The 25575-nt window shown below is 66.5% G+C and carries 25 protein-coding genes; all 25 read left to right on the top strand.

Features of this window, described 5'->3' with window-relative positions:
* The first annotated feature begins 30 nt into the window (after nucleotides 1–30).
* The 25 genes from pyrR (at nucleotide 31) to trpE (ending at nucleotide 25572) form a co-directional block, all read left to right on the top strand.
* Complete coding sequence (pyrR, locus tag BEP01S_RS10110) at nucleotides 31–582, top strand: bifunctional pyr operon transcriptional regulator/uracil phosphoribosyltransferase PyrR (RefSeq protein ID WP_039207419.1); 552 nt, start codon at nucleotides 31–33, stop codon at nucleotides 580–582.
* Entirely contained in the window at nucleotides 579–1559 is a 981-nt protein-coding gene (locus BEP01S_RS10105; protein ID WP_062242749.1) for an aspartate carbamoyltransferase catalytic subunit, read from the top strand. Before pyrR ends, BEP01S_RS10105 begins: the two co-directional genes overlap by 4 nt.
* Nucleotides 1552–2865: a dihydroorotase gene (locus BEP01S_RS10100; RefSeq protein ID WP_062242746.1), complete on the top strand. Its 1314-nt coding sequence runs from the start codon at nucleotides 1552–1554 to the stop codon at nucleotides 2863–2865. Before BEP01S_RS10105 ends, BEP01S_RS10100 begins: the two co-directional genes overlap by 8 nt.
* Complete coding sequence (locus tag BEP01S_RS10095) at nucleotides 2850–3344, top strand: PH-like domain-containing protein (protein WP_062242743.1); 495 nt, start codon at nucleotides 2850–2852, stop codon at nucleotides 3342–3344. The genes BEP01S_RS10100 and BEP01S_RS10095 overlap by 16 nt, the downstream gene beginning before the upstream one ends.
* The gene (gene carA / locus BEP01S_RS10090) at nucleotides 3341–4501 is read left to right on the top strand and encodes a glutamine-hydrolyzing carbamoyl-phosphate synthase small subunit (protein WP_062242740.1); all 1161 of its coding nucleotides are present in this window, start codon (nucleotides 3341–3343) and stop codon (nucleotides 4499–4501) included. Before BEP01S_RS10095 ends, carA begins: the two co-directional genes overlap by 4 nt.
* A 12-nt stretch (nucleotides 4502–4513) precedes the next feature.
* Nucleotides 4514–7789 carry a carbamoyl-phosphate synthase large subunit gene (carB, locus tag BEP01S_RS10085; protein ID WP_062242737.1) on the top strand — a complete coding sequence of 1092 codons (3276 nt, stop codon included), beginning with the start codon at nucleotides 4514–4516 and terminating at the stop codon, nucleotides 7787–7789.
* A complete protein-coding gene (pyrF, locus tag BEP01S_RS10080) occupies nucleotides 7789–8634 on the top strand; it encodes an orotidine-5'-phosphate decarboxylase (RefSeq protein WP_062242735.1) in 846 nt (281 codons plus the stop codon). The genes carB and pyrF overlap by 1 nt, the downstream gene beginning before the upstream one ends.
* Nucleotides 8635–8807: 173 nt before the next feature.
* A complete protein-coding gene (gene mihF, locus BEP01S_RS10075) occupies nucleotides 8808–9119 on the top strand; it encodes an integration host factor, actinobacterial type (RefSeq protein ID WP_039207429.1) in 312 nt (103 codons plus the stop codon).
* A 19-nt stretch (nucleotides 9120–9138) separates the two neighbouring features.
* The gene (gene gmk, locus BEP01S_RS10070; RefSeq protein ID WP_062242732.1) at nucleotides 9139–9702 is read left to right on the top strand and encodes a guanylate kinase; all 564 of its coding nucleotides are present in this window, start codon (nucleotides 9139–9141) and stop codon (nucleotides 9700–9702) included.
* Entirely contained in the window at nucleotides 9703–10050 is a 348-nt protein-coding gene (gene rpoZ, locus BEP01S_RS10065) for a DNA-directed RNA polymerase subunit omega (protein WP_025777823.1), read from the top strand.
* On the top strand, nucleotides 10047–11327 hold the full coding sequence (gene coaBC, locus BEP01S_RS10060) for a bifunctional phosphopantothenoylcysteine decarboxylase/phosphopantothenate--cysteine ligase CoaBC (RefSeq protein WP_062242729.1): 1281 nt from the start codon (nucleotides 10047–10049) through the stop codon (nucleotides 11325–11327). The genes rpoZ and coaBC overlap by 4 nt, the downstream gene beginning before the upstream one ends.
* The gene (gene metK, locus BEP01S_RS10055) at nucleotides 11324–12529 is read left to right on the top strand and encodes a methionine adenosyltransferase (RefSeq protein WP_062242725.1); all 1206 of its coding nucleotides are present in this window, start codon (nucleotides 11324–11326) and stop codon (nucleotides 12527–12529) included. The genes coaBC and metK overlap by 4 nt, the downstream gene beginning before the upstream one ends.
* A 12-nt stretch (nucleotides 12530–12541) precedes the next feature.
* Nucleotides 12542–14596 carry a primosomal protein N' family DNA-binding protein gene (locus BEP01S_RS10050; RefSeq protein ID WP_062242722.1) on the top strand — a complete coding sequence of 685 codons (2055 nt, stop codon included), beginning with the start codon at nucleotides 12542–12544 and terminating at the stop codon, nucleotides 14594–14596.
* 29 nt (nucleotides 14597–14625) lie between these two features.
* A complete protein-coding gene (gene fmt / locus BEP01S_RS10045) occupies nucleotides 14626–15558 on the top strand; it encodes a methionyl-tRNA formyltransferase (RefSeq protein ID WP_062242719.1) in 933 nt (310 codons plus the stop codon).
* 5 nt (nucleotides 15559–15563) lie between these two features.
* Complete coding sequence (locus tag BEP01S_RS10040; RefSeq protein WP_083532648.1) at nucleotides 15564–17078, top strand: RsmB/NOP family class I SAM-dependent RNA methyltransferase; 1515 nt, start codon at nucleotides 15564–15566, stop codon at nucleotides 17076–17078.
* Between the two features lie 3 nt (nucleotides 17079–17081).
* Nucleotides 17082–17744, top strand: a complete 663-nt coding sequence (rpe, locus tag BEP01S_RS10035; protein ID WP_039207440.1) for a ribulose-phosphate 3-epimerase — start codon at nucleotides 17082–17084, stop codon at nucleotides 17742–17744.
* A gap of 50 nt (nucleotides 17745–17794) precedes the next feature.
* A complete protein-coding gene (locus BEP01S_RS10030) occupies nucleotides 17795–18460 on the top strand; it encodes a nicotinamide mononucleotide transporter family protein (RefSeq protein WP_062242716.1) in 666 nt (221 codons plus the stop codon).
* 121 nt (nucleotides 18461–18581) lie between these two features.
* A complete protein-coding gene (locus BEP01S_RS10025) occupies nucleotides 18582–18845 on the top strand; it encodes a phosphoribosyl-ATP diphosphatase (RefSeq protein ID WP_039207444.1) in 264 nt (87 codons plus the stop codon).
* 53 nt (nucleotides 18846–18898) lie between these two features.
* Nucleotides 18899–19738 (top strand): ATP phosphoribosyltransferase, encoded by an 840-nt coding sequence (gene hisG, locus BEP01S_RS10020; RefSeq protein ID WP_039207446.1) that lies wholly within the window; start codon nucleotides 18899–18901, stop codon nucleotides 19736–19738.
* Nucleotides 19739–19763: 25 nt separating this feature from the next.
* Nucleotides 19764–20180: a PH domain-containing protein gene (locus BEP01S_RS10015; RefSeq protein WP_235354931.1), complete on the top strand. Its 417-nt coding sequence runs from the start codon at nucleotides 19764–19766 to the stop codon at nucleotides 20178–20180.
* A gap of 2 nt (nucleotides 20181–20182) precedes the next feature.
* Nucleotides 20183–21388: a CaiB/BaiF CoA transferase family protein gene (locus BEP01S_RS10010; RefSeq protein WP_062242712.1), complete on the top strand. Its 1206-nt coding sequence runs from the start codon at nucleotides 20183–20185 to the stop codon at nucleotides 21386–21388.
* An 11-nt stretch (nucleotides 21389–21399) separates the two neighbouring features.
* Nucleotides 21400–22902, top strand: coding sequence for a carboxyl transferase domain-containing protein (locus BEP01S_RS10005; protein WP_039207745.1), 1503 nt, complete (start codon nucleotides 21400–21402; stop codon nucleotides 22900–22902).
* Between the two features lie 9 nt (nucleotides 22903–22911).
* Nucleotides 22912–23676 carry an imidazole glycerol phosphate synthase subunit HisF gene (gene hisF, locus BEP01S_RS10000; protein ID WP_039207450.1) on the top strand — a complete coding sequence of 255 codons (765 nt, stop codon included), beginning with the start codon at nucleotides 22912–22914 and terminating at the stop codon, nucleotides 23674–23676.
* Nucleotides 23673–24029, top strand: a complete 357-nt coding sequence (hisI, locus tag BEP01S_RS09995; protein ID WP_052239788.1) for a phosphoribosyl-AMP cyclohydrolase — start codon at nucleotides 23673–23675, stop codon at nucleotides 24027–24029. Before hisF ends, hisI begins: the two co-directional genes overlap by 4 nt.
* On the top strand, nucleotides 24019–25572 hold the full coding sequence (trpE, locus tag BEP01S_RS09990; RefSeq protein WP_235354932.1) for an anthranilate synthase component I: 1554 nt from the start codon (nucleotides 24019–24021) through the stop codon (nucleotides 25570–25572). The genes hisI and trpE overlap by 11 nt, the downstream gene beginning before the upstream one ends.
* Nucleotides 25573–25575 lie beyond the last annotated feature (3 nt).

Here is a 25575-nt window from a genome sequence, read left to right as displayed (position 1 = left end):
CACCGTCCAGAGAGGCGGAGAAGGGGAAATATGACACAGCGAACAGTGCTGGACGCCCCCGATATCTCGCGGGCGATCACCCGCATCGCGCACGAGATCATCGAATCCAACAAGGGCAGCGATGACCTCGTCCTCCTCGGCATTCCACGCCGCGGAGTCCCGCTCGCCCACCGACTCGCCGAGGCGATCGCCTCGATCTCCGGGCGGCCCGAGGCAGCGGAAGAACTCGCCGGCAGCCTCGACATCACGATGTACCGCGATGATCTGCGCGGCGGCTCCTACCGGGCACCCGAACCCACCTCCATCCCGAACGCGGGAATCGATGCGAAGACCGTCGTCCTCGTCGACGATGTCCTCTTCTCCGGACGCACCATCCGCGCCGCCCTCGACGCTCTCGCCGATGTCGGCCGCCCCTCAAAGGTCCGTCTCGCCGTCCTCGTCGACCGCGGCCATCGCGACCTTCCCATCCGCGCCGACCATGTCGGGAAGAACCTGCCGACGTCGAGCAGCGAACGCGTCAACGTCTCCCTGACCGAAATCGACGGAGACGACTCCGTGAGCATCTCGGGAGGCCGCGAATGAAGCATCTGCTCGACACCGCCTCTCTCAGCCGCGAAGACGCCATCGGCATCCTCGACATCGCCGAGGAGATGACTCTCGTCTCCGAACGCGAAGTCAAGAAGCTGCCCGTGTTGCGCGGACGCACCGTGGTCAACCTCTTCTTCGAGGACTCCACCCGGACCCGACTGTCCTTCGAAGCCGCAGCCAAACGACTCTCGGCCGATGTCCTCAACTTCTCCGCGAAGGGCTCGTCCGTGTCGAAGGGCGAAAGCCTCCAGGACACCATCCAGACGATCTCGGCCATGGGCGCCGATGCCATCGTCGTCCGCCACTCGGGAGCCGGCACCGCCCACCGCCTCGCCCACACCGGATGGATCGACGTCCCCGTCGTCAACGCCGGCGACGGCACCCACGAACACCCCACCCAGGCTCTGCTCGACGCATTCACCCTGCGCCGGGCACTGGCCGGAGTCCCCGCCTCGGGGCCGGTGACCGGGGGACCGCGCGGTCAGGGACTGGACGGCGCGAAGGTCGCCATCGTCGGAGACATCCTGCACTCACGTGTGGCCCGGTCGAACGTCCACCTGCTCGCCCGCCTCGGTGCGGACGTCCACCTCATCGCCCCACCCACTCTGCTGCCGTGGGGAGTGGAGGACTGGCCGGTGACCGTTCACTATGACTTCGATTCGGCCCTGAACTCCGAGGACTTCGCAGCCGTGATGATGTTGCGGGTCCAGCACGAGAGGATGCACGAATCCTTCTTCCCCAACGAACGCGAATACGCGCGTCTGTGGGGACTGAGCGCGTCCCGGCTGGCCAAACTGCCGGAGTCGACCTTCATCATGCACCCGGGCCCCATGAACCGCGGTTTCGAGATCTCCGCTGCCGCAGCGGATTCACCCCGCGCCCTCGTCCTCGACCAAGTCGAGAACGGAGTGAGCGTGCGCATGGCGGTCCTCTACCGTCTGCTGACCGGTCAGGAGGAGACCAATGACTGATTTTCTCATTCGCGGAGCCGACGTCCTCGGACGCGGAGTCGCCGATATCGCGATCCAGGACGGACGCATCGTCGATCCCGAGCTCCTGGCCACAGGCGATCACGAGACCGTCGAGGCGGCAGGCCTTGTGGCACTGCCCGGCCTCGTCGACATGCACACCCACCTGCGCGAACCGGGCAAGGAGGACGCCGAGACAGTGCTCACCGGATCACGGTCGGCAGCCTCGGGCGGATATACCTGCGTCCACGCCATGGCCAACACCGCACCCGTGGCCGACACCGCAGGAGTCGTCGAACAGGTCCACCGCCTCGGCCGCGCCGCCGGATTTGCCGAAGTCGTGCCCGTCGGCGCCGTGACCACCGGTCTCGAAGGCAAACAGCTCGCCGAGCTCGGAGCCATGGCACGATCCGAAGCGCGCGTGCGGATGTTCTCCGACGACGGCATCTGCGTCTCCGATCCGCTGCTCATGCGCCGCGCCCTCGAATACGTCAAGACCTTCGACGGGATCATCGCCCAGCATGCACAGGAACCGCGCCTGACCGAAGGCGCACAGATGAACGAGGGAACGGTCTCGGCCGAACTCGGACTGCCCGGCTGGCCCGCCGTCGCCGAGGAGTCGATCATCGCCCGCGATGTGCTCCTGGCCGAACACGTCGGATCACGGCTGCACATCTGCCACGTCTCCACGGCAGGCAGCGTCGATCTCATCCGCTGGGCCAAGGCCCGAGGGATCGCCGTGACCGCCGAGGTGACGCCGCACCATCTCATGCTCACCGACGAACTCGTGCGCACCTTCGACCCCGTGTTCAAGGTCAACCCGCCGCTGCGCACCGATAAGGACGTGCAGGCCCTGCGCGAGGCCCTGGCCGACGGCACGATCGACGTCGTCGGCACCGACCACGCCCCGCACACCGCCGAACACAAATGCAGCGAATGGACCGCCGCGGCCATGGGCATGGTCGGAATGGAATCCGCACTGTCAATCGTCGTCGCCGCCATGGCGGACCACGACTTCGATTTCGGCGATGTGGCCCGTGTGATGTCTTCGGCACCGGCACGGATCACCGGCGCCTCCGGACACGGCAGCCTCGAGATCGGGGCAAGTGCGAACATCGTCCTGGTCGACCCGGCCGCGCCGCACCGCATCGAGCCCGCCGACCACGCCACGAAGGGACGCAACAACCCCTTCGCGGGCGTCGAAGTGACCGCAAAGGTCACCGACACCTTCTTCTACGGCCACCGGGTATTGGCCGCAGGGGCACTCACAACACCCCACCCGGCAGGAGCAACATGGACACAACAGTAGGCACACTCATCGTCGCCGCAGTCATCCTCGCAGCGATCGTCGCGATCGCCTGGGGATGGAGCCGACGCAAACAGGCCCAGTCAGAGGTCGTATCTCCGCCGAAGCCCCATATGGGCATCAAGGCCGTGTCCGATCCCGTCGAAGGCTCCTACGTGTCGACGACGAAGGCCGGCCATCCGCTCGAACGCGTCGCCGTCCACGGTCTGGGCATCCGCACCACCGGCGAACTCGTCGTCACCGACGGGGGAGTGATCATGGACCTGGCCGGACGTGAGGACTTCCTCATCCCTCGCCGCGACATCGTCTCCGTGGACACCACGAACGGCATGATCGGAAAATTCGTCGAACGCGGAGGCATCATCCGCATCACTTGGCACCTCGGCGACGACCTCGTCGACACGGGCTTCCGCACCCGCTACTCCGCATCCACCACCCCCACCGTCGACCGCATCCGCGAAATGATCGAAGAGGCACAATGAGCTTTTCAACCACACCCGCCGTCCTCGTCCTCGAAGACGGCCGGACCTTCCACGGATCCGCCTATGGCAGCATCGGCGAGACCACCGGTGAGGCCGTTTTCGTCACCGCCATGTCCGGATACCAGGAGACGCTGACCGACCCGTCGTACCACCGACAGATCATCATCCAGGCCGCTCCGCACATCGGCAACACCGGGATCAACCGCACCGATGACGAATCCGCTCAGATCTGGGCCGCCGGCTACGTAGTCCGCGACGCCTCACGGATGTCCTCGAACTGGCGGTCCGAGGGCGACCTCGTCGACTGGCTGAAGGAGTCGGGAATCGTCGGCATCTCCGACGTCGATACCCGAGCCCTGACCCGACACCTGCGCGACAAGGGCGCCATGCGTGTGGGCATCTTCTCCGGACCCGCCGCCGAGGCGTCCGAGTCCGAACTCCTCGCCCGTGTCCAGGCCTCCCCGCAGATGGCCGGAGCCAACCTCGTCGACGAAGTCTCGATCACCGAACCCACCCTCGTCCCCGCCACCGGGGAGAAGAAGTTCAGCGTCGCCGCCGTCGACCTCGGCATCAAATCGATGACCCCGGAACGACTGGCCGAACGCGGGATCGACGTGCACCTGCTGCCGTCGACCATCAGCTTCGCCGAGATCCAGGCGCTGGGCGTCGACGGAGTCTTCTTCTCCAACGGTCCCGGCGACCCCGCCACCGCAGACGACCAGGTCGAACTGCTGCGTGCCGTCCTCGACGCAGGCATTCCGTTCTTCGGCATCTGCTTCGGCAACCAGCTGCTCGGTCGGGCACTGGGCTTCGGCACCTATAAGCTGCCCTTCGGCCACCGCGGGATCAACGTGCCCGTGATGGACCGAACGACCGGCAAGGTCGAGATCACCTCGCAGAACCACGGCTTCGCCGTCGACGCTCCTCTGGAGGGCGAGACCGTTGCCCCGCACAAGGCCGACTACGGCCGGGTGACTGTCTCCCACGTGTGCCTCAACGACGATGTCGTCGAGGGACTCGCCTGCCTCGACATTCCCGCCTTCTCCGTCCAATTCCACCCCGAGGCTGCGGCCGGCCCGCACGATTCGAGCTATCTGTTCGATCGCTTCGTCGACCTCATGTCCGCTTCCCAGGCCGATTCGGCTGCCCAGGCCTAAGGAGAACACCCCATGCCACTGAGACAAGACCTCAAATCCGTCCTCGTCATCGGCTCCGGCCCCATCGTCATCGGCCAGGCCTGCGAATTCGACTATTCGGGCACCCAGGCGTGCCGCGTGCTGCGCTCCGAGGGCCTGCGCGTCATCCTCATCAACTCGAACCCGGCGACGATCATGACCGACCCGGACATCGCCGATGCGACCTACGTCGAACCGATCGACCCCGAGGTCATCGAGACGATCATCGAGAAGGAACGCCCCGATGCGCTCCTGCCCACCCTCGGCGGACAGACCGCGCTCAACGCGGCTATCGCCCTGCACGATGCCGGAGTGCTCGAGAAGTACGGCGTCGAACTCATCGGCGCCGACGTCGATGCCATCCAGCGTGGTGAGGACCGGCAGAAGTTCAAAGACATCGCCGAAGCCTGCGGCGCCGAGGTGGCCAAATCGGCCATCTGCCACACTCTCGACGAAGCGCTGGCCGCGGCCGAGGAGCTCAACTACCCGGTCGTCGTCCGCCCCTCGTTCACGATGGGCGGCCTCGGCTCGGGCATGGCGTACGACGAAGCCGATCTGCGCCGCATCGCCGGTGCCGGCCTTTCAGATTCCATCACCCACGAGGTGCTGCTCGAGGAATCGATCCTCGGGTGGAAGGAATACGAACTCGAGCTCATGCGCGACAACAAAGACAACGTCGTCGTCGTGTGCTCGATCGAGAACGTCGACCCCGTCGGCGTGCACACCGGTGACTCGATCACCGTGGCCCCGGCACTGACCCTGACCGACCGGGAATACCAGTCGATGCGCGATATCGGCATCGCCATCATCCGCGCCGTCGGTGTGGACACCGGCGGCTGCAACATCCAGTTCGCCGTCGACCCGAAGACCGGACGCATCATCACCATCGAGATGAACCCGCGCGTGTCCCGGTCCTCGGCGCTGGCGTCGAAGGCCACGGGCTTCCCGATCGCCAAGATGGCCGCGAAGCTCGCCGTCGGCTACTCGCTCGACGAGATCCCGAACGACATCACGAAGGTCACCCCGGCCAGCTTCGAACCGACCCTGGACTATGTGGTCGTGAAGATCCCGCGCTTCACCTTCGAGAAGTTCCCGGCTGCGGACCCGACCCTGACGACGACGATGAAATCCGTCGGCGAAGTCATGGCGCTGGGCCGCAACTTCACGACTGCTCTGCAGAAGGCGATGCGCTCACTCGAGCAGAAGGACGCCTCCTTCAGCTGGGCCGACCTGCCCGACGTCTCAGACGACGACGTCCGCGAATCCGTCCTCGAAGCCATCTCGCACGCCACCGCTGACCGCATCCATTCGGTCCAGCGGGGACTCGCCGCCGGACTGAGCGCGGAAGAGGTCTTCGACGCCTGCGAGATCGACCCCTGGTACCTCGACCAGATCCAGCTCATCAATGAGGTGGCCGCCTATATCCGCGACGCCGACGAACTCGATGAGCAGGTCCTGCGGGTCGCGAAGAACCACGGCTTCTCCGATGAGCAGATCGCGGCCCTGCGCGTCCTCGACACCGGTGTCGTCACCGGCATCCGCCACGCCCTGCGCGTGCGCCCGGTGTTCAAGACCGTCGACACCTGCGCCGGCGAATTCGAAGCCAAGACCCCGTACCACTACTCGTCCTACGACTCCGAGACCGAGGTCATGCCGCGCGACCGCCCGGCCGTGATCATCCTCGGCTCCGGACCGAACCGGATCGGTCAGGGCATCGAGTTCGACTACTCGTGCGTCCACGCCACCATGGCGATCGGCTCGGCTGGATTCGAGACGATCATGGTCAACTGCAACCCGGAGACCGTGTCAACCGACTACGACACCGCCGATCGCCTCTACTTCGAACCGCTGACGTTCGAAGACGTCATGGAGGTCTACCACGCCGAGCTCGCCGCCGGCGAAGTCCTCGGCGTCGTGTGCACCCTCGGCGGACAGACCCCGCTGGGCCTGGCCGACAAACTCAAGGCCGCGGGCGTGCCGGTGCTCGGCACCCAGCCCGAAGCCATCGACCTCGCCGAGGATCGCGGAGAGTTCGGCACCGTCCTCGAACGGGCCGGACTCACCGCGCCCAAGCACGGCACCGCGGTGACCGCGTCGGAAGCCGCAGCGATCGCCGAGAACATCGGCTACCCGGTGCTCGTGCGCCCCTCCTACGTCCTCGGCGGCCGCGGAATGCAGATCGTCTACGACCGCACCCAGCTGCTCGACTACATGGCCAGCGCCACGGAGATCTCGTCGGACCGTCCGGTCCTCGTCGACAGGTTCCTCGAAGACGCCATCGAGATCGACGTCGACGCGCTCTTCGACGGCAACGAGGTCTACATCGGCGGAATCATGGAGCACATCGAGGAAGCCGGAATCCATTCCGGTGATTCCGCCTGCGTGCTGCCTTCGCTGACCCTGGGAGAAGACGTGCTCGAGCGCGTCCGCCAGGGCACGAAGGCCATCGCCGAGGGTGTGGGTGTGCGCGGACTGCTCAACATCCAGTTCGCGATCGCCGCCGATGTCCTCCACGTCATCGAAGCCAACCCGCGCGCCTCACGGACCGTGCCCTTCGTCTCGAAGGCGACGTCGACCCAGCTGGCCAAGGCGGCAGCACTCATCGCCGTGGGCCGCACGATCGATGATCTGCGCGGTGACCTGCTGGCGGCAGAGGGCGATGGCTCCACCCTGCCGCTCGACCATCCGATCGCCGTCAAGGAGGCGGTCCTGCCGTTCCGTCGGTTCACCACCGTCGAAGGCAAGATCGTCGACTCGATTCTCGGACCCGAGATGCGCTCGACCGGTGAGGTCATGGGCATCGACCACAACTTCCCGACCGCCTTCGCGAAGGGACTGCTCGGGGCGTCTGTGAAGCTGCCGACCTCGGGCACCGTGTTCGTCTCGGTAGCCGACCGGGACAAGCGCGCCATGGTGCTGCCGGTCAAGGAACTCGTCGACATGGGCTTCGACGTCGTTGCGACCACCGGCACCGCGGGGGTGCTCTCCCGCTACGGGATCAAGACCACGCAGGTGCACAAGCACTTCGAGGCCGACGCCGAAGACCGCACGGTCATCGACTACCTCACCGCCGGCACCATCGACATGGTCATCAACGTGCCCTCGGGCCGACAGGAACGCGCCGACGGCTATGAGATCCGTGCCGCCGCGACCGCGAACTCCGTGCCGCTGATCACGACGCTCGCTGAATTCGCGGCCGCCGTGACCTCCCTCGAGGTCATCCGGGACTCGAAGTTCGACGTGCGCAGCCTGCAGGACTGGAGCGCCTGATGTTCGGCCCCCGACTGGCGGCCGCCATGGACGAGCACGGACCGCTGTGCGTGGGCATCGACCCGCACGAGCATCTGCTGGCCTCCTGGGGGCTGCCGGCCAGTGCCGCAGGCGTACGGGAGTTCGCCCTCCGAGCGGTCTCCGAACTCAAGGGTTCGGTGGCTGCGATCAAGCCGCAGTCCGCGTTCTTCGAGCAGTACGGCTCCGCCGGAGTCGCCGCTCTCGAGGAGACCCTGGCTGCGGCCAGGGACGCCGGGCTGCTCACCGTCCTCGACGTCAAACGCGGTGATATCGGGTCGACCATGGGCGCCTACGCGAAGGCCTACCTCGACCCCGCCTCGGCGCTGGCCGCGGATTCGATCACGGTTTCGCCCTACCTCGGGTTCGGGACCCTGGAACCGGCGTTCGAACTCGCAGCCGCTCACGACAAGGGCGTATTCGTCCTCGCGCTGACCTCGAATCCGGAAGGTGCCGAGGTTCAGCACGCTGAAAGCGACGGTGAGTCGGTGGCGGGATCGATCGTGTCCCGTGTGCGGCAGCGCAATGCTCAGACGCTGGGGTCGGCCGAGGGCCCCGGTCCGTTCGGACTCGTCGTCGGAGCGACCATCGGCACGGCAGCTGCAGACCTGGGATTCGATCCCAGCGACTGCGGGGGACCGATCCTCGCCCCGGGCGTCGGCGCACAAGGCGCCGGCCGGGACGAGCTGCGGGCGGTCTTCGGCGACAGAGCACTGGCTTCGGGGCAGGTGCTCGCCACCGCGTCCCGGGCAGTGCTCAGTGCCGGGCCCGACGGTCTCGCCGACTCAACCGTCGCACTCAACCGTGCGCTGACGGCAGCGGACTGAACACCGGTGTCCGGATCGCGGGTCGGTCCGGACACCGGATTCGGTGTCCCGTCGGCGGATGAATTCCGGCTCGCCGCGCCATTAATTCTGCTCATATCGCCTCTCGGCAGGGATTTTGTCTTAGACTGAGACAACTTCCCTACCTGCCCGTTCATGGTGACAGAGGAGACAAAGTGGCACTCGAACCGTTGACCCCGCAACAGCGTTCCGCTGCGCTGGACAAAGCGTTCAAGGCGCGTCAGGCACGAGCCGAAGTGAAGTCGGCGCTGAAGACCGGCGATACCGATCTCGCCGCCGTGCTCAAGAAGGCGGCAGACGACGAAGCACTCGCGAAGATGCGTGTGCTCGATCTGCTCAGGGCTCTGCCCGGAGTCGGCGACCGGCGAGCCGAGGCCGCCATGGAAGAGGTCGGCATCGCCACCTCCCGGCGGATCAAAGGCCTGGGCGTGCACCAGAAGACCGCCCTGTTGGAGAAATATTCCTGAGTGTGACAACCTCAGATCTGTGAACAATCGACTCACCGTCCTCGCGGGACCGACCGCCGTCGGCAAAGGCACCATCAGCACCTATATTCGGCAGAACCACCCCGAAGTCTGGTTCTCCGTGTCGGCCACGACAAGACCGCGGCGCCCCGGTGAGATCGATGGTGTCCATTATCACTTCCTGACCGACGACGCCTTCGACGCCCTCATCGCCGAGGGTCGGCTGCTCGAATACGCTGTCGTCCACGGACGCCACCGCTACGGCACACCTGCGGCACCGGTGGAGGAGAAACTCGAACAGGGGATCCCAGCGCTGCTCGAGATCGACCTGCAGGGCGCCCGCCAGGTCAAAGAGAAGATGCCCGACGCACGCTTCGTCTTCCTCGCCCCGCCCACCTGGGAGGAACTCGTCTCCCGACTGACCGGTCGCGGCACCGAATCGGAGGAGGAGCAGGAGCGACGACTGGCCACCGCCAAACGCGAATTGGCCGCCGAATCGGAGTTCGACGTGACCATCGTGAACGACCACGTTCGCACTGCGGCCGAAGAACTCCTATCATTGATGGGTATATCCACTTCCGATTAGATGGGAATCTCCTTGCCCGCACAGCCTGAAGGCATCACTAATCCTCCGATCGACGATCTGCTCAACGTCACCGGTTCGAAGTACGAACTGGTCTCGATCGCGGCAAAGCGCGCCCGTCAGATCAATTCGTACTACGCCCAGCTGCAGGAGGGACTGCTCGAGAACGTCGGTCCGCTCGTCACGCCCGGCACCAATGAGAAGCCTCTGTCGATCGCTCTGCGTGAGGTCAATGAGTCGAAGATCGTCGCCCGCGAGGTCTCCGAAGCCGACTTCATCCAGGCCGCACCCGAGGCCGAAGCCACCGCTCCCGTGAGCAACGACGGCGCGATCGACTTCAGCGACCAGTGAGAATCGTACTCGGCGTCGCCGGTGGGATCGCCGCCTATAAGGCGGCACACATCATCCGGCGACTCCGGGAGCTCGACCACAGCGTCAAGGTCGTCCCGACGGCCAACGCGCTGAAATTCATCGGTGCCCCCACCCTCGAGGCCCTGTCCGGCCAGACGGTGACCACCGACGTCTTCGACGAGATCGACACGGTCAACCATGTCCGGATCGGGCAGGAGGCCGAACTCGTCATCATCGCCCCGGCGACCGCCGATCTCATCGCGAAGATCGCCGCCGGACGGGCCGATGATCTGCTCACCGCCTCCGTGCTCACCACCACCGCCCAGGTGGTCGTGGCCCCGGCCATGCACACGGAGATGTGGCTCAACCCCGCCACGGTCGCCAACATCGCGACTCTGCGCTCCCGCGGCGTCCACGTCCTCGACCCCGCAGTCGGTCGCCTCACCGGCCCCGACTCCGGTCCCGGACGCCTGCCCGAGCCAGAAGACATCGTCGCCTATGCACTCTCGGTCAAGGACGCCGACGCCGGTGATCCGGCGGCTGCGGCCTCCGATGCGCGCGGTGTACTGACCGGTCGCCGCATCGTCATCAGTGCCGGCGGCACCCGCGAACCGCTCGACCCCGTCCGGTTCCTCGGCAACCGATCCTCGGGCAAACAGGGCATCGCCCTGGCCAAGGCCGCACACGCTGCAGGCGCAGACGTCGAACTCGTCGCCGCGAACATCGACTCCGGACTGCTGACGGGACTGCCCGACGACATCACGATCACCCCAGTGGAATCCACTCTGGAGCTCCAGTACGCGATGCAATCGGCGCAGACCCGCGCCGATGCGATCATCATGGCCGCAGCCGTTGCCGACTATCGGCCCGCCGAGACGACGGACTCGAAGATGAAGAAGTCCGGAGACGAAGGGCTGACCCTGCGCCTCGTGCAGAACCCGGACATCCTCCGGGGCCTCGTCGACGAGCGCAGCCGACAGACCCGCCTCGGCGATCAGATCATCGTCGGATTCGCCGCCGAGACCGGAGACGCCGAGACCACCGCACTCGACTACGCGCGGGCCAAATTCCGGCGCAAGGGCGTCGACCTGCTCGTGTTCAACGACGTCTCCGACGACCAAGCCTTCGGCCACGACGACACCATGGTCCAGATCATCACCTCCGACGCCGGCGACATCAACGTCGGCGAGGAATTCCACGGTTCGAAGGACCATGTTTCACAAAAGGTCATTGCGGCCCTGTCCGACCAGTTCACCCACGTAGAATCGACAACGTGACACACACAAATCTGCGTTTCTTCTCATCCGAGTCCGTCACCGAGGGACATCCCGACAAGATCTGCGACCAGATCAGCGATGCGGTGCTCGACGACCTGCTCCGTCAGGATCCCAGCGCCAAAGTGGCTGTGGAGACCATGGTCACCACCGGCCTCGTCCACGTCGCCGGTGAGGTGAATACGGCCGCTTATGCCGATGTCGCCGGAATCGTGCGCAACCTCATCACCGGAATCGGCTACGACTCCTCGGACACCGGATTCGACGGACACTCCTGCGGAGTCTCCGTGTCCATCGGCAGCCAGTCCACGGACATCCACTCAGGTGTGACGAACCCGCTGGACTTCCGCGAAGCCGTCGAATCCTCCGACCACGGCACCAGCCTCGGCGCCGGAGACCAGGGACTGATGTTCGGCTATGCCGACAACTCCACCGATGTGCTCATGCCGTTGCCCATCCACCTGGCCTCCCGGATGGCCGAACAGCTCTCAGAGGTGCGCAAGTCCGGTCGCCTCGACTACCTGCGCCCCGACGGGAAGACGCAGCTGACGTTGGGCTATGACGGCAATGAGGCCGTGTCGATCGAGAACGTCGTCGTCTCCACGCAGCATTCGGCGGAGACCAGCCAGTCTCAGCTGCACACGGAGATCAAGGAACTCGTCATCGACCCGGTGATCGCGAATTCCGGTCTCGACACCTCGGGTGCGAATATCCACATCAACCCCGCTGGCCCCTTCGTGACGGGCGGGCCGATGGGCGATGCCGGTCTGACCGGGCGGAAGATCATCGTCGACACCTACGGCGGCTTCTCCCGCCACGGTGGCGGTGCGTTCTCCGGCAAGGATCCCTCGAAGGTCGACCGTTCCGCGGCCTACGCGATGCGCTGGGTGGCGAAGAACGTCGTCGCCGCGGGTCTCGCCGACCGTGCCGAAGTGCAGGTGTCCTATGCGATCGGCCGTGTCGATCCGATGGGTCTGTACGTCGAGACCTTCGGGACGGAGAAGGTCGACCCGAATGCGATCTCCCGGGCCATCCGCGAGGTCTTCGATCTCCGCCCGGCGATGATCATCCAGGAACTCGACCTGCTGCGCCCGATCTACTCGCAGACCTCGACCTACGGCCACTTCGGTCGCGAACTGCCCGACTTCACCTGGGAGGTCACGGACCGCGCCGAGGATCTGCTGCGCGCCGTGTCCGCCAACTGATCTGCCGTCGGCGTGGACGAACCTCTCCCGATCGACACCGGAACCTCGGCCGAGGGCCAGGTGCCTCTGGCTCCGACCGATCCGGTCGCCCGAGTCCTCATCGACCACCCCGTCCCGCACTTGGCGCGGACCTTCGACTACGCGGTCCCGGAGAAGCTCGCCGAGGCGGCTCTGCCCGGTGTGCGTGTGCGAGTGAAGTTCGCAGGGAAGCTGCGTGACGGGTATCTGCTCGAACGCGTCGAATCCTCGGACCATATAGGGCCGTTGGCGACGATCCAACGCATCAGCGGACCAGTCCAGGTGCTCAGTGAGGATCTGCTCGCACTGTGCGAGGCAGTCGCCCGCCGCTACGGAGGCACTCTCGTCGATGTGCTGCGTCTGGCCATCCCACCGCGTCATGCCCGCGGGGAGAAAGCCGTGCTCAAGGCGGAAAAGGCCGGGAAATCGGCCGACCCGGCCGCTGCGGAGACCGAGAATCCCGTGACCGGTCCGGACGACGGACCGGCGGATGATCCGCAGCTGTTGGGCCGCCTCGGCGAATGGGTTCTCACGGCGGGGGAGGAGCCGACGTCAGACGAACGCGCGGCACAGCCTCGGCGCAGGGCCCTGGCCTGCACACCCGGACCGACGCCGGGACTCAGCTGGATCCGAGCCGGACTCGACGCCGCACGGGCGACCCTCGAATCGGGACGATCTGTGCTCTGGCTCGTGCCCGATCATCGTGAACTCGCCGTGCTCCATTCGACTCTCACCCACGCCGGGATCGCTGAGGTCTCGGTGCTCAGCGCCGACCAGTCACCGGAACTGCGGTGGCAGGCCTGGCTGCGTGGGCTTCTCGGCCACACGAAGATCACCATCGGCACACGCGCGGCGGCCTTCGCACCCGTCGCCGACCTCGGGCTCATCATCTGCACGGATGATGCGAACCTCAACTTCCTCGATCAGCACGCCCCTTACCCGCACGCTCGGGAGGTCTGCCTGCTGCGATCGACGATCGAGGACACCGAACTGTTCTTCGTCTCCACCGACCGCAGCGCCGAAGTGCAACGTCTCGTCGAAATCGGGTGGCTGGCCGACGTCACACCTGTCGGACCGGCCAGGAGGCATGCCGCCCCGGTCGTCTTCGTCCCCGACGAAGAGCGGGACCCCTTCGCCTGGCAGCGCATCCCCAGCCGGGCCTGGCAGATCATGCGCACGGCACTGCGCCCGCGTCCCCGCGACGGGGGAGTGCCCGGTCCCGTGCTCGTGCAGGTGCCGCGGTCCGGCTACTATCCGGTCTTCGCCTGCGCCCGGTGCCAGGAAGTCGCCCGCTGCCCGCAATGCCAAGCGACGCTGACCACACAGTCAGAGGTCGGACCCTTCGCCTGCCGGTCCTGCGGTTATCACTCGGAGACATTCAGCTGCCAGCGGTGCCGCTCGAACCAAGTGCGATCGATCGTGCGCGGTCGGGCCCGCACCGTCGAAGAGCTCGCCCGAGCGCTGCCGGACATCGAGATCGTCGAATCCGGAGGCGACCACATCTCCACCGCCCTCGACGAGACCCCGCGACTCGTAGTCGCCACGACGGGCGCCGAACCCTATGTGCTCGGCGGCTATGCCGCAGCGATCCTCCTGGACTCACTCTGGCCGGGGCCGTGGATGCGGTCGATCGACGAAAGCGTGGCACGCCGACTGCGCGCGGCCTCCCTCGTCCGCTCACGCGATGACGGGGGAGCCGTCTACCTCGGCGACGAAGACGAACTCATCAGGCAGACCCTGACCGCCTTCGACCCCACGACCTTCATGTCACGGCAGCTCAGCGACCGAAAGGTCCTCGGGTTCCCGCCCTACCGACGGATCCTCGAACTCACTGGAGCCGGCGCCGACATCGACGAAGTGATCGGCGAGATCGGCCAAGTCGAGGAACTCCTGCGCGAGGACGCCGAAGACGGGCAGCGCAGCGTCAGCGCCTACCCCTTCTCCGCCGGAGACCGAGTCGGAACAAGAGTGGCCGAGATCATCGCCTCCCGCTCGGCGAAGAAGCAGCCGCAGGTGCGAGTGCGCATCGACGATCCCCGGTCGCTGTGACCGACGGGCGAACCAGTAGAATTCCCCGTGTGGATATCGTCTTCGCCGGCACCCCTGATGTCGCAGTTCCCGCCCTCGAGGCCCTAGCTGAATCGGATCACCGCATCCGTGCGGTGCTCACCCGACCCGATGCGCCCGTGGGACGGAAGAGAGTCCTCACCCCATCACCGGTGAAGACCCGCGCCCTCGAACTCGGACTGCCCGTCATCGAAGCCAGCAGGCTGCGCGGAGACGTCATCTCCCAACTGCGGCAACTCGACGTCGATGCCGTCGCGGTCGTCGCCTTCGGAGCCATCGCCGGACCCGCCGCACTGGGCACCGCCCGACTCGGGTGGTTCAACCTCCACTTCTCACTGCTGCCTGCTTACCGCGGGGCCGCCCCCATCCAACGCGCACTCATCGGCGGTGAGACCACCAGTGGAGTCAGCGTGTTCCGCATCGACGAAGGCATGGACACCGGTCCCGTGCTGCGCCGACTCGAACTGCCGCTCGACCACCCCGACGTCGCCACGGCACTCGAGGACTATGCGCGCCGAGGCGCTCCCGAACTCGTCGCCGCCTTCGACGAACTGGCCGCCGGCACAGCCGCCGAGACCCCGCAGACCGGAGAGCCCAGCCACGCTGAGAAGATCACCGTCACCGACGCCCACCTCGACCTGTCCGCACCCGCCGCCCAGGTCATCGACCGGGCCCGCGGAACCAGTCCCGCACCGGGACCGTGGGTGGAACTCGACGGCAAGAGGACGAAGCTCTTCGGACTCACACCCGCACCCGAAGTGACGGCCTCCGGCACAGTCGGGGAACTCACGACCTGGCAGCAGCAGCAGGTGCTGCGCTGCGGCGACGGCTGGGTCCTCGTCGACGAGGTCCAGCCCTTCGGCAAGCCCCGGATGAATGCGGCCGACTTCCTGCGCGGCCGCGGTGACGTGACCTTCGACCCCTATACCGATGAGGAATCATAAGAGCCATGGCTGAGTCAGCAGACAGAGACCGCCGAGGCGACAGCCGCGGCCGAGGCGGCCACCGAGGCACCGACCGACGCGGCGGCCACGGCCGCAGCAGAGGCGATCGGGACCGCACAGGTCAGGAACGCGGAACACCGCAGGGTGAACGAACGGGCAAGAACCTGCCGCGGCGCATCGCCTGGGAAGTCCTCCTCGACGTAGCGACGAAGGACGCGTACGCGAACCTCTTGCTGCCGGCCAAACTCTCCCGCACTCATATGGGCGCCCAGGACGCGGCCTTCACGACCGAGCTCACCTACGGAGCCCTGCGTCGGCAGAAGTTCTACGATGCAGTCATTGAAATCGCCTCCTCCCGCGCCATCGACAAGATCGACCCCGAGCCCCTGGCCGCAATGCGCCTCGGCGCCCACCAACTGCTGTCGATGCGAGTGCCCAACCATGCGGCACTGTCCGAAACCGTGGCCGTGGTCAAACGCTCGTCGCCGAAGACCGCCGGATTCGTCAATGCCGTGCTCCGCCGCATCTCGGAAGCCGAACCCGCGGAATGGCTCGACCGGGTCACCGCCGAGACCTCGGAGACCACCCGACTGGCGATCGAACACTCTCATCCCGAATGGGTCGTCCGGGCACTCACCCAAGCGCTCAAGGGACACGGACGCGACGCCGCCGAACTCGAAGCACTCCTCGCAGCCGACAACGCACCCGCGAAGGTCGGGGTCACCGCACTGCCCGGACTCATCGACCGCACCGAACTGCCGGGGGAGCCGACACCGCTCTCACCCATCGGCGTCACCCTGGACACAGCGGTGCCCCGGGACGTCGCAGCCGTGGCCGACGGACGCGCCCGTGTTCAGGACGAGGGATCTGCCCTCGTCGCCCTCGCCCTGGCCGAGGTCGACGCACCCGCCGGAACCTGGGCCGACCTGTGCGCCGGCCCCGGAGGAAAAGCCGCCGTCCTCGGCGCCGCAGCCGCCGGCGAATCGTTGACCCTCGAAGCCTTCGACTCCAGCGAGCACCGCGTCGACCTCGTCCGCGACTCCACGAAGGCACTGAGCAACGTCACCGCAGCACTGCGCGACGGACGCGACGCCCGCGGCCCGTACTCGAAGATCCTCGTCGACGTGCCCTGCTCCGGTCTCGGTGCCCTGCGCCGCCGTCCCGAAGCCCGCTACCGCAGACGACCCGAAGACATCACGGCGCTGTCCGGACTCCAGCGTGAACTGCTCTCTTCGGCGCTAGACGCCTGCGCACCCGGGGGAGTGATCGCCTACTCGACGTGCTCTCCGCACTATGCCGAAACCGTGCTCATCGTCGACGAAGTTCTGCGACTGCGCGCCAAGTCCGGGTCCGACGACATCGAAGTGCTCGACGCACCGGCCGTGCTGTCGTCGATCACCGGCACCGAGGCGGAATCGTTCGCCTCGGTGACCCGCGACGGCGGACGGTACGCTCAGCTCTGGCCGCACCTGCACAACAGCGACGGAATGTTCCTGGCCCTCCTGCGAAAGGCGAAATGACCCATGTCCATCGACATCAACCCCTCCATCCTGTCCTCGGACTTCTCCGATCTGCGCGGTGAGCTCGAGAAGATCAGCACTGCCGATATGGCTCATATCGACGTCATGGACAACCATTTCGTCCCGAACCTCACCTTCGGCCCGCCCGTCGTCGAACGCATCCAGGCGATCTCGCCCATCCCGCTCGATGCCCACCTGATGATCGCCGACGCCGATCGCAATGCTCCCGTGTACGCGGAGATCGGCTGCGCCTCCGTGACCTTCCACGCCGAGGCGGCCGCCGCCCCCGTCCGCCTGGCCCGGGAACTGCGCCGCCTCGGAGCGAAGGCGAGCCTCGCGCTCAAGCCGGCCACCCCGATCGAGCCCTTCATCGACCTCCTCGGCGAGTTCGACCAGATCCTCATCATGACCGTCGAGCCCGGATTCGGCGGTCAGAAGTTCCTCGACGTGTGCCTGCCGAAGATCAAGCGGACTCGTGAAGCGATCTCGGCCGCCGGACTCGAGATCAAGCTGCAGGTCGACGGGGGAGTCTCAGCGTCGACGATCGACCGGGTCGTCGACGCCGGCGCCGATGTCCTCGTGGCCGGCTCCGCCGTCTACGGCGCCGAGGATGCCGCAGCGGCCATCAGCGAACTGCGCACCCTCGCCGCCGCCCACACCCACTGACCGATCCGGGCCGGCTGATAACAGCTGCCCACACCTGAAGAGAGCCTGCGATGGACCTGTTCGCCTGGTTGAACACCCCGGCATTCGAACTGCTGGGCAAACCCGTGCCGTACTCCGACCTGTTCGGCAACATCTGTGCCCTGGCCACGGTCGTACTCGCGCTGCGCCGGAACATCCTCTCCTGGCCGGTGCAGATCCTCGGGTCCATCCTGCTCTTCTCCGCCAGCGTCTCTGCCGGCCTCGGCGGCAATGCCTCCCGGCAGGTCGTCATCATCGTCGCCGCGGTCTGGGGGTGGACGCAGTGGAAGAAGTCCAAGGCCGACTCCGGTGAGGTCCTCGTCCGCTGGGCCACCTGGAAGGAACGGGCGATCCTCCTGGCCGCTCTCGTCATCGGCACCGGAGTCTTCGGCTGGGTCCTCGCCTTGGGCGGATGGTCATGGAACCCGTACCCCGACGCGTATATCTTCATCGGCTCGATCGTGGCCATGTACGCCCAGGGGCGGGCCATCGTCGAATTCTGGTTCGTCTGGCTCGCCGTCGACCTCGTCGGCATCCCCCTGGCCGTCGCCGGCGGACTCGTCTTCTCCGGCGTCGTCTACCTGTTCTTCCTCGTCATGGTCATCCTCGGACTCATCGACTGGTCGAAGCGCTCACGCCAGACGATCTCGGCACCCCACCGTCCGGCCACCGACATCGGCCGCGACCCCGAGGACTGAACGGCGGCGACCGCGGGTTCGGTTGCTGACTGTCCGCGGTGCCGTGGGCTGTCCGTCCGCGGTGTTTTAGAACATGAGACCCCGCATGCTTCGGCCGAGGCGGATGCATTAGGCTGGAGCGGTGAAGACCTTTGAGACTCTCTATGCCGAACTCCAGCAGAAATCCCTCGATCGCCCGGACGGTTCGAAGACCGTGGCCGAACTCGACGCCGGAGTCCATGCGATCGGCAAGAAGGTCGTGGAAGAGGCCGCCGAAGTGTGGATGGCCGCTGAATACGAAACCAAGGAAGAGCTCGCCGAGGAGATCTCGCAGCTGCTCTACCACGTGCAGGTGATGATGATCGCCAAGGGACTGACCCTCGACGACGTCAACACCCACCTGTAAGACCCTCCCACGAACCTGACCGACCCGACGCCATCGAACTCCAAAGGGACCCCATGCTGCGTGTAGCCGTGCCCAACAAGGGCGCACTGTCCGAAGCCGCCTCCGACATGCTCAGCGAGGCCGGATACTCCACCCGACGCGGAACCAAGACACTGGTCCATCAGGACGAAGTCAACGGAGTCGAGTTCTTCTACCTGCGTCCCCGCGACATCGCGATCTACGTCGGCTCCGGCATCCTCGACGCCGGGATCACCGGACGTGACCTGCTGCTCGAGTCGCAGGCCGAAGCCCAAGAGGTGCTCGGACTCGGATTCGGCGCCTCCCGCTTCTTCTACGCCGGCACCGTCGGCTCCTTCACCTCGCCCGACCAGTTGGCCGGCGCCCGCATCGCCACGAGCTTCCCGAACCTCGTTGACGCCGACCTGCAGCGACGCGGAATCTCCGCGACGACCGTGCAGCTCGACGGAGCGATCGAGGTCTCCATCCAGCTCGGAGTCGCCGACGCCATCGCCGATGTCGTCGAAACCGGCTCCACTCTCCGCGCCGCGGGACTCGAGACCTTCGGCGAGCCGCTGCTCGAATCCGAAGGCGTGCTCGTCCAGCGCGCCGGAGCCGAATCCCGCATCGGCGTGCTCAAGCGCCGCCTCGAATCGGTCATGGTCGCCCGCCAGTACGTGCTCGTCGACTACAACATCGAACAGCGGCTGGTGCCCGAAGCTATCTCGCTGACCCCGGGACTCGAATCCCCGACCGTGTCGCCGCTGCAGGAGACCGGATGGGTCGCCGTGCGCGTCATGGTCGAAGCGAAGGAAGTCAACAACGTCATGGACCGTCTCTACGGAGTCGGTGCCCGTGCGATCCTGGTGACGAACATTGGCGCCTGCCGAATCTGATCTCGCGGTATTCCGACCCCGACAGGTGCGCATCATCAGCATCGTCGGTGCCATTGCCGTGACCGCAGGGTTCGCGGTCCTGTCCGTGGCACTGTTCGTCGTGGACTGGGAACCGTGGACGGTCCTCGACATGGTATGGATGAACCTGCTGGGCATTCTGTTCGGAGCCGCACTGCTGCGCATCTCGGATATCCAGGCCCGGCCCACCGAGGACGGTCTGGTGGTCAAGAACATGGTGCGCACCCGCCGGTTCGACTGGGGACAGATCCTCGGGGTGACGTTCTCACCCGAAGGCGATGACCCCTGGCCCCTGCTGGACCTCACCGACGGCACCACCTACGCGGTGATGGCCATCCAGCATGCAGACGGTCGCCGCGCCCATGCGGAGGTCGCACGATTGCGTATGCTCGTCAGCAGACGCACCCACTTCAAGGAGGATTAGGAATGGCGAACGAGACACCCGAGGTCGCAACAGGACCCCTGACCGGATATACGGTCGTCGACCTCTCGCGTGCCCTGGCCGGCCCTCATGCAGGAATGATGTTCGGCGACCTCGGCGCGCGAGTGATCAAGGTCGAGAACCCCGGCAAGGGCGACGACTCACGTTCCTGGGGTCCTCCCTTCGTCGGTCCTGAGGACAACCCTCAGGCCACCTACTTCTTCTCGTGCAACCGCAACAAGGAGTCCATCGCCCTCGATCTCAAATCCGAGACCGGCAAGGATACTCTGACCGGACTCATCGCACGCGCCGATGTGCTCATCGAGAACTTCCGCTCCGGAGTCCTCGACCGGCTCGGCTTCTCCACCGCTCGGTGCATGGAGATCAACCCGCGCCTCGTCATCCTCTCCATCACCGGCTTCGGGCATGACGGACCCGAAGCCTCCCGCGCCGGCTATGACCAGATCGCCCAGGGCGAAGCGGGACTCATGTCGCTGACCGGTTCCGGCCCCGACGACATGCAGCGAGTGGGTGTGCCGATCGCCGATCTGCTCGCCGGGATCTACGGCTCCTACGGAGTCCTGGCCGCACTGCTCGAACGCGAACGCACCGGCAAGGGCAAGGTCGTGCGCACCTCGCTCATCGCGGGAATGGTCGGCGTCCACGCCTTCCAGGGGACCAGGGCCACCGTGGCCGGACAGGAACCTCAGCCCGGAGGCAACCACCACCCGTCGCTGTCGCCGTACGGACTCTTCAACTGCCGCGACGGTGCCGTGCAGATCTCCGTGGGCAACGAGAACCTGTGGCAGAAGTTCTGTGCCGCCTTCGACATCGATCCCGCCACCGAGGGCATGGCCGTCAACTCAGAGCGCGTGGAGAACCGCCCGGCGGTCATCGAACTCATCGAAGACCGCTTCTCCGCCTTCGACGCCGCCGATCTGCTGGCCAAGCTCACCGAGGCGGGCATCCCGTCCGGCACCGTCCGCACCCTGCCCGAGGTCTACCAGTGGGAGCAGGCGCTCAGCCAGGGACTCAAGGTCTCAGTCGACCACCCGGTGCTCGGCGACATCGACCTGCCCGGACCGCCCCTGCGCTTCTTCGACGCCGGAGCCTCCGGTGAAATCGAGACCACTCGCACCGCTCACGATGCCCCGCCGCTGCTCGACGAAGACGCGGACTCCATCGTGGCGTGGCTCGCCGACGGAAACTGAACGGGACCATCATGCCGCGTCTGAACGCACACGAACTCGTCGACATCGTCCTCGACGAAGGATCGTTCCTGTCCTGGGACACCACTCCCGTCCAGCCTGCCGGTGGGATCTCGGACGCCTACGCCGCTGAGCTCGAAGCTGCAGCGGAGAAATCCGGCGTCGACGAATCCATCATCACCGGCGAAGGCACCATCGCCGGCCGTCGTGTGGCCGTGATCGCCGGCGAGTTCCGCTTCCTCGCCGGCTCGATCGGCGTGGCCGCGGCCGAACGACTCGTCGACGCCATCGAACGGGCGACTCTCGAAGGGCTGCCGCTGCTTGCCGGACCCGCCTCGGGAGGCACCCGTATGCAGGAGGGCACCATCGCCTTCCTGTCGATGGTGAAGATCACGAACGCCGTCGTCGCCCACCGCAAGGCCGGACTGCCCTACCTCGTCTACCTGCGCCATCCCACCACCGGAGGCGTCTTCGCCTCCTGGGGATCGCTGGGACACGTCACCGTGGCCGAACCCGGATCCCTCATCGGATTCCTCGGCCCCCGGGTGTTCGAAGCCATCTACGGGGAGAAGTTCCCGGAGAACGTGCAGACCGGAGAGAACCTGCACAAGATGGGCATCGTCGACGCCGTCATCGGCCCCGAGCGCATCGCCGGCACCGTCTCCCGCGTCCTCGACGTTCTCATGGGTGCCCAGGAGGTCCCCAGCCGGGTACCGAATCCGGACACGGCTCCGGACACCGTCGACCCGAACTCCGATGCCTGGGCCGCGATCACCAGCTCGCGTCGCCCCGAACGCCCGGGAGTCCGCGATCTGCTGCGGACCGCGGCGAACACCGTGCTGCCGCTCAACGGCACCGGCGAAGGGGAGAAGGACCCGGGACTGCTGCTGGCCCTGGCGAAGTTCGGCTCAGCTCCGTGCATCGTCCTCGGCCAGGACCGGTTCCGACAGGACTCCCGTGCTCCCTTGGGGCCGGCGGCTCTGCGTGAGGCCAGACGCGGAATGCGCTTGGCCGCAGAGCTGCATCTGCCGCTCGTGACCGTCATCGACACTCCGGGTGCGGCTCTGTCGAAGGAAGCAGAAGAAGGCGGAATCGCCGGCGAGATCGCCCGCAGCCTCGCCGACCTCGCGAACCTCGACGCACCGTCCGTCTCGGTCATCCTCGGCGAGGGATCCGGGGGAGGGGCACTGGCACTGATCCCCACCGACCGGGTACTCAGCGCCGAACACGGCTGGCTCTCGCCGCTGCCGCCAGAAGGCGCCTCGGCGATCGTGCACCGCACCACCGACCGGGCCGCCGAGATGGCACAGAGCCAGGGGGTGCACGCTCCCATGCTGCAGGCCAACGGAGTCGTCGACCGGATCATCGCCGAACACCCCGATGCCAGCGACGAACCTTTGGACTTCGTCGCCCGAGTCGGGGCGACACTCGAATTCGAACTCATCTCGCTCATGCGCGAACCATCGGCCAGGCGCCTGGCCCGCCGAATGGATCGCTACCGGGGCCTGGGAATCTAGGAGGACTGCGTGGTAGCTGTCAGAGTCATCCCCTGTCTGGACGTCGACGGCGGACGCGTCGTCAAGGGAGTGAAGTTCGCCGACCTCAAGGACGCCGGCGACCCCGTCGAACTCGCCCGCCGCTACGGCGAGTCCGGCGCCGACGAACTCACCTTCCTCGACGTCACTGCCAGCAGCGGTGACCGCGAGACCGTCCACGACGTCGTCCGCGCCTGCGCCGAAGAGGTCTTCATCCCGCTCACCGTCGGCGGCGGGATCCGCAGCGTCGCCGACGTCGACCGTCTGCTGCGCGACGGGGCCGACAAGGTCTCGGTCAACACCTCAGCGGTGAAGAACCCGGAGCTCATCAGCGAGATCTCCCGACACTTCGGCAACCAGGTCCTCGTCCTGTCCCTCGACGCGCGCAGGGCCCAGGGGACGAGCACGGAATCCGGATTCGAAGTCACCACCCGCGGCGGCCGCGAAGGCACGGGCCGCTGCGCCATCGACTGGATCCGCGAAGCCGCCGACCGCGGGGTCGGCGAAGTCCTGCTCAACTCCATCGACGCCGACGGCACACGCGAGGGATTCGACCTCGAACTCATCAGGGCCGCCCGCGCCGCCGTGGACGTGCCGCTCATCGCCTCGGGCGGAGCCGGCAAGGTCGAACACTTCGCCCCGGCGGTGGAAGCCGGAGCCGACGCGCTGCTGGCCGCCAGCGTCTTCCACTTCGGCACACTGAGCATCGCCGAGGTCAAGGACGCACTGCGGAAGGACGGAATCGAGGTCCGATGAGCAGCGATATCGACGCCACCCCGGAGAACTGGCGGGAGATCATCAGGCTCAACGACGACGGGCTCATCCCCGTCATCGTCCAAGAGGCCACAAGCCGCGACGTGCTCATGCTCGCTTGGATGGACGTCGAAGCCGTCTCCCGCACACTGGAGACGAAGCGAGCCACGTACTGGTCACGGTCGCGTCGGGAATACTGGGTGAAGGGGGAGACCTCGGGCCATGTCCAGCATGTCCGCTCACTCGCCCTCGACTGCGATGCCGACGCCCTGCTCATGCTCGTCGACCAGACCGGGCCCGCCTGCCATACGAACACCCCGACCTGCTTCACCGGAAGGACCATCAGTGTCGACTGAACCAGCGGCGAACCCGACCGACCTGCCGATCCGACCCAGCCTCGACCAGTTCCGGGCGCTGGGCGCCGAACATCGACTGGTGCCGGTCCACACTCAGGTACTCGCGGACTCCGAGACCCCGCTGAGCCTCTACCGCAAACTCACCGACGGCGGACCGGGAAGCTTCCTCTTCGAATCCGCCGTCGCCGGTTCCTGGGCCCGGTACTCCTTCATCGGATCCGCACCGGTGGCGACCCTCATCTCCACCGACGACGGATTCCACTGGACCGGCACCCCACCGGTCGGCATCCCCACCGACGGCGACGTTCTCGATGCAGTCACCGCGGCCCTCGAACTCCTCGCCGTGGGCGAAGCCGAATCAGAGCTGCCACCCATGGTCTCGAGCTTCGTCGGCTACTTCGGGTGGGACATCGTCCGCCGCTTCGAGAAGCTCGGCCCGCCGCGGCCCAACGAACACCACCTGCCCACGGTCCAGCTGATGATCCCCGGCGACATCGCCGTCTTCGACCACTATTCGGGAATGGTCACCCTCGTGGCCAACGTATTCAACGTCAACGGCACCGATACCGGAATCGAAGATGCCCACGCCTCCGGAGTCGAGCGCATCGACGCAATGCTCGAGCGCCTCCAGCAGCCCAGTGCGGCCGATATCCTGCACCCCCGGAAAGCCGACCCCGAGGTGGCCACTCGCACCCAGCCGCAGGTGTACCTCGACGGTGTGGAGACGGCGAAGCAGAAGATCGTCGACGGAGACATCTTCCAGGTCGTCATCGGCCAGCGCTTCGACACTCCCTGCGATGCCGATGCGCTGAGCGTGTACAGGATGCTGCGGCATGCGAACCCGAGCCCGTTCATGTACCTGCTCAACCTCCACGACGACGGAGGGGAACCGGTGAGCATCATCGGCTCCTCGCCCGAAGCGCTCGTCACCGTCCGGTCCGGAGAGGTGCTCACCCACCCGATCGCCGGTTCCCGCCCCCGCGGCACCACTCCGGAAGCCGATGACGCCCTGGCTCGGGAACTCCTGGCCGATGAGAAGGAACGGGCAGAGCACCTCATGCTCGTCGACCTCGCCCGCAACGACCTGGCGAAGGTCTGCGGAGCCGGAACCATCGACGTCAGCGAATTCATGGACATCGTCCGCTACAGCCACATCATGCACATCAGCTCGACCGTGCGCGGCGAACTCGAACCGGGAACCACTGCGATCGACGTGCTTCGGGCGACCTTCCCCGCCGGAACTCTGTCCGGAGCCCCCAAACCCCGAGCGCTGCAGATCATCGACGAGCTCGAACCCGTCGGACGCGGAATCTACGGGGGAGTGGTCGGCTACATGTCCTTCACCGGTGACCTCGACCTCGCCATCGCCATCCGCACCGGAGTGCTCCGGGATGGCACGATGAGCGTCTATGCCGGCGGCGGACTCGTCGCCGACTCCGTGCCCGAGACCGAATACCAGGAATCCGAGAACAAGGCCGCGGCAGTGCTGCGCGCCGCCGCCGCGGCCGACGCCCTGCATACGACCGCAGGAAGCCAGAGGTGAGGC

The organism is Brevibacterium epidermidis NBRC 14811 (assembly GCF_001570805.1).
Classification (GTDB): domain Bacteria; phylum Actinomycetota; class Actinomycetes; order Actinomycetales; family Brevibacteriaceae; genus Brevibacterium; species Brevibacterium epidermidis.
Note: the sequence above shows the minus strand (reverse complement) of the source record. Positions and strands in the feature narration are given on the sequence as shown.